9 protein-coding genes and 1 riboswitch are annotated in these 9,365 nt (G+C 71.6%); of the genes, 4 read left to right on the top strand and 5 right to left on the bottom strand.

Translation table 11 applies throughout. The features are described from left to right. Positions 1-318: 318 nt before the first annotated feature. Positions 319-843: a DoxX family protein gene (locus ACFXGX_RS37975; protein ID WP_384801271.1), complete on the top strand. Its 525-nt coding sequence runs from the start codon at positions 319-321 to the stop codon at positions 841-843. Positions 844-898: 55 nt separating this feature from the next. Here ACFXGX_RS37975 and ACFXGX_RS37970 read toward each other — a convergent pair whose 3' ends face one another. Beyond that, complete coding sequence (locus ACFXGX_RS37970; protein ID WP_384801267.1) at positions 899-1,111, bottom strand: hypothetical protein; 213 nt, start codon at positions 1,109-1,111, stop codon at positions 899-901. Continuing rightward, positions 1,098-2,480 (bottom strand): PspC domain-containing protein, encoded by a 1,383-nt coding sequence (locus ACFXGX_RS37965; RefSeq protein ID WP_384801264.1) that lies wholly within the window; start codon positions 2,478-2,480, stop codon positions 1,098-1,100. Before ACFXGX_RS37965 ends, ACFXGX_RS37970 begins: the two co-directional genes overlap by 14 nt. Positions 2,481-2,657: 177 nt before the next feature. Here ACFXGX_RS37965 and ACFXGX_RS37960 point away from each other — a divergent pair, with 177 nt between their 5' ends. Together ACFXGX_RS37960 and ACFXGX_RS37955 are read left to right on the top strand one after the other, a co-directional pair. Next, entirely contained in the window at positions 2,658-3,947 is a 1,290-nt protein-coding gene (locus tag ACFXGX_RS37960) for a PspC domain-containing protein (protein ID WP_384801261.1), read from the top strand. Continuing rightward, complete coding sequence (locus ACFXGX_RS37955) at positions 3,944-4,696, top strand: LuxR C-terminal-related transcriptional regulator (RefSeq protein ID WP_384801258.1); 753 nt, start codon at positions 3,944-3,946, stop codon at positions 4,694-4,696. The genes ACFXGX_RS37960 and ACFXGX_RS37955 overlap by 4 nt, the downstream gene beginning before the upstream one ends. A 9-nt stretch (positions 4,697-4,705) precedes the next feature. Here ACFXGX_RS37955 and ACFXGX_RS37950 read toward each other — a convergent pair whose 3' ends face one another. Continuing rightward, positions 4,706-5,809, bottom strand: a complete 1,104-nt coding sequence (locus tag ACFXGX_RS37950; protein ID WP_384801256.1) for an NlpC/P60 family protein — start codon at positions 5,807-5,809, stop codon at positions 4,706-4,708. A 443-nt stretch (positions 5,810-6,252) separates the two neighbouring features. Here ACFXGX_RS37950 and ACFXGX_RS37945 point away from each other — a divergent pair, with 443 nt between their 5' ends. Beyond that, complete coding sequence (locus ACFXGX_RS37945) at positions 6,253-6,606, top strand: hypothetical protein (protein ID WP_384801254.1); 354 nt, start codon at positions 6,253-6,255, stop codon at positions 6,604-6,606. Between the two features lie 109 nt (positions 6,607-6,715). Here ACFXGX_RS37945 and ACFXGX_RS37940 read toward each other — a convergent pair whose 3' ends face one another. Continuing rightward, entirely contained in the window at positions 6,716-7,696 is a 981-nt protein-coding gene (locus tag ACFXGX_RS37940) for a tellurite resistance/C4-dicarboxylate transporter family protein (RefSeq protein ID WP_384801252.1), read from the bottom strand. 134 nt (positions 7,697-7,830) lie between these two features. Then, positions 7,831-9,000 (bottom strand): NlpC/P60 family protein, encoded by a 1,170-nt coding sequence (locus tag ACFXGX_RS37935; protein ID WP_384801250.1) that lies wholly within the window; start codon positions 8,998-9,000, stop codon positions 7,831-7,833. A 7-nt stretch (positions 9,001-9,007) separates the two neighbouring features. Continuing rightward, a riboswitch (cyclic di-AMP (ydaO/yuaA leader) is annotated at positions 9,008-9,177 on the bottom strand. Between the last annotated feature and the right edge of the window lie 188 nt (positions 9,178-9,365).

The raw sequence follows: 9,365 nt of genomic DNA, 5'->3' as shown, positions 1-9,365 counted from the left end.
ATGTACCGGCACGTCCCCTCGCGCCGGATCCCGGCTGCGGGTGCGAAATTTCAGCCCCTCCGGCGTTTGAGGAGCGGGGTCTGGGGCGGAGCCCCGGGGGTGATGGGGGTCCCCCCTGGTCGAGCGAAGCCGAGACCTTGGGGGAGGGTAGGGGCGGAGGGGGCGAAGGAAGGTTTGGGTGGGTGGGAGAGGTGGGGTCAGGGGGGTATCCCGAGAGATGAGGCCGGAAAAGGTTCCGTTGGCTGAGTCGGGGAACCGATTCGTACGTATGGTCTGTTGAGTGGTCAACGGCACGCGGGTGAGAGGTGGCGGAGAACGATGACTCACGGTACGCGGACGGATACTCACACCCAGTATCTGGGGGAGCGACGGGACTGGCGGGAGACCGCGACCCACTACGCCCTGTTGCCACTCCGGATCTTCCTGGGCGTCACCTTCATCTACGCCGGCCTGGACAAACTCACGGACAGCGCCTTCATGAAGGCCTCCGGCTCAGGCTCGATCGGCGACATGATGCGCACGGTGCGTGATTCCTCCGCGATACCGGCCCTCGTCGACCTGTCGCTTAAGAACCCCGTCGGCTTCGGCTACGCCATCGCGTTCGGCGAGCTCGCCGTCGGGATCGGCATCCTGATCGGCCTGTTCGCCCGCCTCGCCGCGCTCGGCGGCGCCCTCATCTCGCTCAGCCTGTGGCTGACGGTGAGCTGGGCCTCGGACCCGTACTACTACGGCAACGACCTCCCGTACCTGTTCTGCTGGACGCCGCTGGTGCTGGCCGGCGCGTCCTACTGGTCGGTGGACGCCGTGATCAAACGCCGCCGTCAGCAACGGGCCGGCTACTGAGCCCGACAGGGCTGATCGGCGGGCCGGCACGAAGCCGCGGCGGTGGAGCGGGAGTTCAGGTGCGGCTCCGGGCCCCGCGGCGCCTGCGGACGGCGTGGTTCACGGAGGCCACGGCGCCCGCCAGGCAGAGGCCGGCCACGACGACGGGGATGATGGCGAACCACTCGGTGTCCCACCAGCCGCCCGCGTCTCCGGCGTAGGCGATGCCCCCGGCGGTGAGGAACAGGCCCGCCACGAGCTTTCCGGGCTGGAACTCATGACGTGGCACGGGCCACCTCCGCCTGGCCGACGCCGACCTGGAGGTCGAGGTCGAAGATGCCGCCGTCCTTGCCGCCCGTCGCCGGCGGCAGGATCACCTGCTTGTGCTTGCCCGGTTCCACGTCCACGTCCTTCTTGTCGTCGCCCGGAAGCTGGATGTCCCCGACGCCCACCTCGACGGTCAGCCGCACGGTCGCGTCCTTGGGGACGATCACCTTCAGCCGGCCCGCGCCCACCTCGGCGTTCGTCTTCACCGTCTGCCCCTTGGCGAGGTCGATCCGGCTGAGGTCGAGGGTGCCCACCCCCGTGCCCAGGTCGTAGCCCGGCCGTACGTCGGCCACGGTCGCCGGGGTCCAGTACGTCCGCACCCAGTGCGTGCCGATGTCCTTCGGCAGGGCCGCGGAGGCCGCGAGGAGGCCGGCCGTGATCACCGCGAGGAAGACCGTTCCCGCGCCGGTGCGTCCGCGGAACGAGCTCACGGCGATGCCCAGGCCGAACACGATGAGCGCGGCGGCCAGTCCGGCCTGGAGGCTGGTGCCGAGCGCCTGGTCGTGCCAGTTCAGGCTGGTGGTGAGGCCGCCCGCGAGGAGCGCGAGCAGGAAGACGCGGCCGCCTATCGGGCGGGGACCGCGCCGTCCGCGCTCCCGTTCCGTCCGCGGGGAGGGGCGTGAGGTGCCGGGGGCGATGTTGAGCGCGGCCGCGACATCGCGGTCCCGGGTCTCCACGGGACCCCACATGTAGCCGGTGCCGCCGACGTGCGAACCGTCCTTCACGATCGGGTCGCGCCACCACGAGGGATAGGAGTCGGGGGCCGGCGGGGCCTTCGCCTCCGGCGGGGCGTCGGCGGCGGCCTGCGCGGCCAGCGGGTCCGGGTCGGCGGCGCCGCGGTTCTGCGACCAGTAGCCCGCACCCGCCAGCAGCAGGGACAGGACGACGGCGAACGTCAGCACGCTGCCGTTCTTGAGCATGGACAGGAACACTCCGCAGCCGACCAGCGCGAAGAGCACGGCGGTCAGCGCGGGACCGTCGACACGGCCGGTGAGCAGCTTGCGGACCTCGTTCTCCTCTTCGTCGTCGTACGGGACGAAGAGCCACGCGAAGCCGTAGAAGATGAGGCCGATGCCGCCGGTCGCGGCGAGCACCGCGAGCACGATACGGAAGATCACCGGGTCCATGTCGCACTGCCGGCCGAGCCCCGCGCACACCCCGCCGAGCACCTTCTGCCGGCGGTCGCGCCGGAACCTGTGCGGTACCTCGGAGGCGGCGTCGGCGGCGGCGTCCGCCGGCCGTGCCGCGGCCGCTTCCCCGTGAGCACGCGGCTCGTCACCCGGAGCGGCGCCGGGCTCCGGCTCCGCCGCCGCGTGCTGCTGATCTGTCATGCGTCCATGGTGACGGGCGGGACGGCGCGGCGGCAGTCGGGATGACCCTGGCCGAACCCTGATATCCGCCCGGAAGGGGAGGGCGGGGGCTCTTCGAAGGCCGGTTCTCGAAGATCAGGGGAGTATCCGGGGCCGACCCTGATGCTCCGCTCCGCCGGGCGTGTGAACATCGGTGGCATGCCGGAAGCCGCAGTCCTGCCCACCGACGACCCGCGGCCCCCGCGCAAGCTCTACCGAAGCAGCGACGGACGCTGGCTCGGGGGAGTGGCGCGAGGGCTCGCCGGGCATCTCGGGCTGCCCGTGGTCTGGGTGCGGCTGGTGTTCGTCGGACTGTTCATGGCGGACGGGCTGGGCGCGCTGCTGTACGCCGCGTTCTGGTTCTTCGTGCCGCTCGGCGTCGGCGGCGTCGGCTCCGGCCGTACCCCGGCGTTCACCACCGAGACCTCGCCCGACGGCCGGCGCAGACTGGTGGCCCGCAAGCCGGACAAGGGCCAGATCGTCGCCCTTCTCCTCATGGTCGTCGTGGCCATGGTCTTCGTCGGCAACGTGAATCTCGGCGGCGGCACGAAGGCGTATCTGTGGCCGACGGTCCTCGTCGGCGCGGGCGTCGCCCTGGTCTGGCGCCAGGCGGACAACGCGCGGCGGGCCCGCTGGGCGGAGGTCGGCCGCCGCCGCCGTACGCTCTCGCTGCTGCGGTCCGCGGCGGGCGTGCTCCTCGTCACCGCCGGCGTCTCCGGAATCTTCGTCCTCCAGGGCTCCGCGGCCCACCTCGGCTCGGTGCTCCAGGCGGCGCTCGCGGTCCTCGTCGGTGTCGCGCTGCTCGCCGGCCCCTATCTGATCCGGATGACCCAGGACCTCTCCGAGGAGCGCCTGATGCGCATCCGTGCGCAGGAACGGGCGGAAGTCGCCGCCCACGTCCACGACTCCGTGCTGCACACCCTCACCCTGATCCAGCGCAACGCGGAGAACGCGAACGAGGTGCGCCGCCTGGCCCGTGCCCAGGAGCGGGATCTGCGGGCCTGGCTCTACAAACCGGACGGCAGCGGCAAGGACGAGGACGAGGAGCCCGCCACCCTCGCCGAGGCGGTCCGCGGCCATGCCGCCGAGGTCGAGGACAAGCACGGCGTCCCCATCGAGGTCGTCGTCGTGGGCGACTGCCCGCTCGACGACCGGCTGACCGCGCAGATGCAGGCGGCGAGGGAAGCGATGGTGAACGCGGCCAAGTACGGTGGCGAGGGCGGCGCCGTGCAGGTCTACGCCGAAGTCGAGGGCAGGACGGTCTTCGTGTCCGTCCGCGACCGCGGCCCCGGCTTCGACCTCGACGCGATACCCGCCGACCGCATGGGCGTCAGAGAATCGATCATCGGCCGCATGGAGCGCAACGGCGGCACGGCGCGACTGCGCGCGGTGCCGGACGGCGGCACGGAGGTCGAGCTGGAGATGGAGAGGGCGGAGAAAACGTCATGAGCGACACGAACGAGCCTGTGGAGTCCGGCGGTTCGGCCGCGGATACCTCCGGTGCCACCGCATCCGCGGGCGCCGACGCCGAGGGCGGGCGCCGGGTGCGCGTGGTGCTCGTCGACGACCACCGCATGTTCCGTACGGGGGTCCAGGCCGAGATCGGGGAGACCGCGCGGACCGGCGTCGAGGTGGTCGGTGAGGCCGCGGACGTCGACCAGGCGGTCACGGTCATCACGGCCACCCGCCCCGAGGTCGTCCTTCTCGACGTCCACCTACCCGGCGGCGGCGGTGTCGAAGTACTGCGCCGCTGCGCTCCGTTGATGGCCGACGCCGAGCGGCCGGTCCGGTTCCTCGCGCTGTCCGTGTCGGACGCGGCGGAGGACGTGATCGGCGTGATCCGCGGCGGCGCCCGGGGATACGTGACCAAGACGATCACGGGCACGGATCTCGTGGACTCCGTCTTCCGCGTCCAGGACGGCGACGCGGTCTTCTCCCCGCGCCTCGCCGGATTCGTCCTCGACGCCTTCGCCTCCACCGACGCCCCGCCCGTCGACGAGGACATGGACCGCCTCACCCAGCGCGAGCGCGAGGTCCTGCGCCTCATCGCCCGGGGGTACGCGTACAAGGAGATCGCCAAGCAGCTCTTCATCTCCGTCAAGACGGTCGAGTCGCACGTCTCGGCGGTCCTGCGCAAGCTCCAGCTCTCGAACCGGCACGAGCTGACCCGCTGGGCGACGGCGAGGCGACTGGTCTGACCCCGGGGTTCAGGCGACCCGGGTGGCCCCCGCGAAGGGCATCTCGCTGATCGGGGCCACCCGCACCGGCGCCGACGGATTCGGGGCGTGGATCATCTGGCCGTTGCCGATGTAGATGCCCACGTGGGTGATGCCCGCGTAGAAGAACACCAGGTCGCCGGGCTGGAGTTCGGAGAGGGTGACCCGCCGGCCGGCGTTGATCTGGGAATAGGTCGTGCGGGGCAGGGAGACGCCCGCGGAACGGTAGGCGGCCTGGGCGAGCCCCGAGCAGTCGAACGCGTTGGGACCGGTGGCGCCCCAGACGTAGGGGCTGCCGAGCTTCGCGTAGGCGTACGCGACGGCGTCCGCCGCCCGGGAGTTGGGCGCCGCCGCGGTGTCCGCTCCGGCGGCACCGGACGCGTCGGACGTGCCGGGCGACGCGACCGGCGCGGGGTCGCGCGACGCGTCGCGCGAGACGTGCTGCCGGTCGTTCGCGCCGCCTCGTTCCGCGTACCGCGTGCGCTGCTCCGGAGTGAGGCGGTCCAGCAGCCGGCGTGCCGCGGTGAGCTTCTCGTTGACCGTCTTCTTGTGTTGCTTCAGCTCGGTCTGCCGCGACTTGAGCCTGGCCAGTTCGACGTTCGCCGCCCCGCGCAACTGCTCCAGCTCGCGGAGCTGTTTGCGCACCCCGGCGATCTCCGCCGACTGCCGGGTGCCGACCCGCTCGGCGAGCGCGGCCCCGTCCAGATACTGATCGGGGTGGTCGGAGAGCGCGAGCTGCACCACGGGGTCGAGCCCACCGCTGCGGTACTGCGCCGCCGCCATCGAACCCAGCGCGTCCCTGGCCGAGTTGAGCCGGTCCTCCCGGCGGGCCGCCTCGTCGCGGAGCTTGCTCAGCCTCGCCTCCGCCTGGCCGGCCTTCTCCTTGGCGCCGTCGTACTTCTGGGTGGCGGCCTCCGCCTCCTCGTACAGCTTGTCGACCCTGGCCTTCACCTGTGCCGGGGAGAGCTGGGGGTCGGCGTGTCCGATCCCGTCGAAGCCGGTGGCCGTCGCCGCGCCCGCGAGGGCGATGGTGACTGCTGTGCGGGCCGTGTTTCCGCCGACCGAGCGCTGTCTGGCCTTGCGGTGCGCTGCCACGAGGGCCCACATCCTTCCGTGCGACCGCCCCTGAGGTGCGGTCAAGCGGTGACATGTCCGGCGGCGGCGCACACAGGGGGAGCGGGCCGCCGCCGGACCTTCTCGGCGGTGGTGTCCGACTGCCGTCCCTGGCCCGGACGGTGGTGGGGAGCCGGTCACCTGGTGGAGGACGCTAAACCTGAGAGTGCGCCGTTGGTAACGCTATGTACGGAACTATCGCGATTGGATCGACGGGCGACCAAATGTGGCCAAGATCCTGTCTGTACGGCATCGGCTTCACGCAGGGTCATGACCGAATCGGCGAATCCCGGACAGTTCGTACGGTGTTGGTGCTATGGGTGACACGCGACGGTCCGGTGGAGAGAGAGTGGAGGAAGGGGCGGCCCGGTCGGGAGGGGTCCGGTCGGCGGGGGCGTCAGGGGGTGCGATTAGGCTCCGGTCCCATGGGCGTACTCATCCATCTCTTCGTCGGCCTGCACATCATCGGCATCGCCGCGCTCCTCGGCGGCTTCCTCACACAGATGAAGGCGATGGGCAGGGGCACCGCCCGCTTCGTCCCGGCGATGCTGCACGGCGCGCTGACCATGCTGGTGACGGGAGTCGCCCTGGTCGGGCTCAACCAGGCCGACGGCGGCACGGTCAACACCGTCAAGATCGGTGTGAAGCTGGCCCTGCTGATCGTGATCCTCGGGCTCGTCTATGTGAAGCGGGACGACGAGACGGTGGACAAGCGCCTCTTCGGCCTGGTCGGACTGCTGACCGTCACGAACATCTTCATCGCCGTCCTGTGGACCTGACCGGCGCGCACATCCCCCTACGGCTGCTGACCTGACCGGCGAATCACCCCGGCAACGGCGGACCTGACCGGCGGCCTCGCTCCCGTGACGCGCGGACCTGGCGGCCGCGTCATCGCCGTACTCCGGATCTGAAGGCGAGAGCGGTGCCCGCGACCGCCAGGAGCCACGCCGCCACCGCGATCCACAGCAGCACCTGTCCGGTCCCCTTGAGCCAGAAGACGTCGAGGGCGGCCGAGACCGCGAGGGTCGCCACCGCCGACATCCCCATCGGGAAGACGGACGACCAGCGCCGTACGTCGTACCGCGGGCGCGGCCACACCACCTCCGCGACGGCCAGCAGGAAGTAGCAGGCGAGGTCCAGCACGAGCAGCGCGCCGGTCGTGGCGCGCAGGACGCCCTGGTCGTCGTTGTTCCACAGATACGGATTCACGTCGTGCGCCACGACGAGTCCCGCTCCGGCCAGCGCCGAGATGCCCAGCGCGCCGGCCGCGATCCAGTGGTCCCCGGCGCCCTTCCGCACCTCCCACGGGTCGAAGTTCGCGAGCGAGAGGACGTAGAGCGCGATCCCCGCCCAGAACAGCGTCATCGCGGCATGCGCGAGCCAGTCCGAGCCCACCTCGCCGGCGATCGTCGAGCCGAGGACCGAGAGCCCCTGCGTGGCCACGCAGACGAGGAACACCTCTCCCGCCATACGGCGCCGCCAGTGCCGCAGGACGGTCAGCAGCAGGACGGGCCAGAGCACGGCCGACAGCGCGAGCAGGATTTCGGCGAGCGTCCGCCACCCCAGTGTGGAGAACCGGGTGCCGAGCACGGTGGTCGCCGCGACCGCGTCGAGCCCGGCGGGAGTGCCGGCGCGTCGCGCCCATTGCGCCCGGTCGCCCACCAGCCGGGCGAGGAAGTCCGAGGCGAGCCCGACCCAGGCGAGCGACGCGAGGAACAGCGCGATCCGGGACAGGACCTCGTAGCCGGTCAGGTGCAGCCCGATCGAGAGGATGCCGGTGGACATGACGGCGGCCCCGGCGGCGGGCGCCCACCCCGCCCACCAGGAGCGGAGCGGAATGGTGCCCGTCATGTCCGGTGTATCTGGCATGCGTCGATGCTAGGGACCCGCGGAGCGGTTGCGGGCGGGCCACGCGCGGGCGGCGACGAAAACGCGGGGCACGCGCGCGGAGATCGGGAGAGCTCGCACGCGTGCCCCCGCGCGAGGGGCTTCCAGGTCCCGGGCTACGCCGGGCGCACCACGCTGTGGATCGCCGAGGTGCCGTCGTAGTAGATCGACTCCTCGCGGACGTACGCTCCCGGCTTCGGCGCGTGGATCATCATGCCGTCGCCGATGTAGACGCCGACGTGGCTGATGTCGTCGTAGAAGAAGACCAGGTCGCCGGGCCGGGCGTCGGCGAGGGAGACCGTCGTGCCGGCGTTCACCTGGTCGTAGGTGACGCGCGGGAGGCTGACGCCGGCGGCCTTCCAGGCGGCCTGGGTCAGGCCCGAGCAGTCGTAGGAGTCCGGGCCGGTGGCGCCCCAGACGTACGGTTTGCCGACCTGCGCGCGGGCGAACGCGAGCGCCTCGGCCGCCTTCGACGAGGAGCCCGTGGCCGTCGATCCCGTCGACGACCCGGTCGTCGAGCCGGCGGCCGGGGCATCCGTGCTGTCCGACGACGGCTGCGCCCGCGCGGCCTTCTCGGCGGCGGCCTGCTGCTTCGCCAGCTCCGCCGCCTTGGCCGCGGCCTGATCCCGCTTCTTCTTCTCGATCGCCGCCAGCCGCGCCTTTTCCTCGGCGTTCAGCTTCGAGAGCAGGTCGCGGGCCTCGGTGAGCTTCCGCTGCACCGCGGCCTTGGACGTCTTGAGCTCCTTCTGCGAGGCGGTCAGCGACTCCAGGCTCTCGGTGGCCTCCGTCCGCTTCTCGGTGGTGGCGGCCTGCTCCGTGACGTAGTCGTCGACGGCCGCCTTCTGGCGGTTCGTCAGACGGCTCATGAGCTGGGTCTGGTCGAAGTAGTCCTGCGGGTTGTCCGCGAGCAGCAGGGTCGCGGTGCTGGGTGCGGCGGCCCCGGTGCGGTACTGCGCCGCGGCGAACGATCCCAGCTCCTCGCGCGCGCTGTTGAGCTTCTCGGTGCGCTGCGCGACGTCGTCGAGCAGGGTGTCGACGCGCTCGCGCTGCTTGGCGGTCTTCTCCCGGTTCGCGTTGTACTTGTCGGTGGCGGTCTCGGCCTGGTGGTAGAGGTCGTCGACCTTCTTCGAGACCGCTTCGATGCTGGGCCGGGGCTCGGCCGAGGGCGCGGCGTTGGCGGTCTGGGAGAGCAGGGCCACGGAGGTGAGGGCCGCCGTGGCGAGGGCGGGGGTCCGTATGCCTGCGATGCGCGCACCGGTGGGACGCGCCTTGCGGTGTGACGCCAAGAGAGGCGACTCCTTCCGTCATCCGCCTGCCGAGTTAGCTGTCGGGTTCGGGCGGGAGGTTCCGGAAGGCTGCCCTACGGTCCGTGCCCCACGAGGCGGTTGGACCGATTCACCCCAAAGTCGGTGGGTCCCCGGCTCCGGGGCCTCGCGGCGCACCGGATTCGGCGGAGGCCGCCCGGCCCGGCGGTGTTCGCCGGATGCGGTCGAGCGGCCTTCGAGCACGCTAGCCAACCGGTGTGGCCCGTGTGAAGGTTGATGCCCGATACGTCCGATACATTTTCGTGACCATTGCCGCACGCGCCGCCGGGAGCGGCCCGCGCACCCATCGGCCGACCCGGTCTCACGCCGGGTGACGTGAATGTCGC

It is taken from the genome of Streptomyces sp. NPDC059371 (assembly GCF_042751995.1).
GTDB lineage: Bacteria > Actinomycetota > Actinomycetes > Streptomycetales > Streptomycetaceae > Streptomyces.
The sequence above is the reverse complement of the archived record's forward strand: the minus strand, read 5'-3'. Positions and strand labels throughout refer to the sequence as shown.

Excerpts from the sequence above, each read along its gene's own strand:
- ACFXGX_RS37975 (WP_384801271.1), top strand. The coding sequence starts at position 319 with ATGACTCACGGTACGCGGACGGATACTCACACCCAGTATCTGGGGGAG.
- ACFXGX_RS37965 (WP_384801264.1), bottom strand. The coding sequence starts at position 2,480 with ATGACAGATCAGCAGCACGCGGCGGCGGAGCCGGAGCCCGGCGCCGCT.
- ACFXGX_RS37960 (WP_384801261.1), top strand. The coding sequence starts at position 2,658 with ATGCCGGAAGCCGCAGTCCTGCCCACCGACGACCCGCGGCCCCCGCGC.
- ACFXGX_RS37955 (WP_384801258.1), top strand. The coding sequence starts at position 3,944 with ATGAGCGACACGAACGAGCCTGTGGAGTCCGGCGGTTCGGCCGCGGAT.
- ACFXGX_RS37945 (WP_384801254.1), top strand. The coding sequence starts at position 6,253 with ATGGGCGTACTCATCCATCTCTTCGTCGGCCTGCACATCATCGGCATC.
- ACFXGX_RS37940 (WP_384801252.1), bottom strand. The coding sequence starts at position 7,696 with ATGCCAGATACACCGGACATGACGGGCACCATTCCGCTCCGCTCCTGG.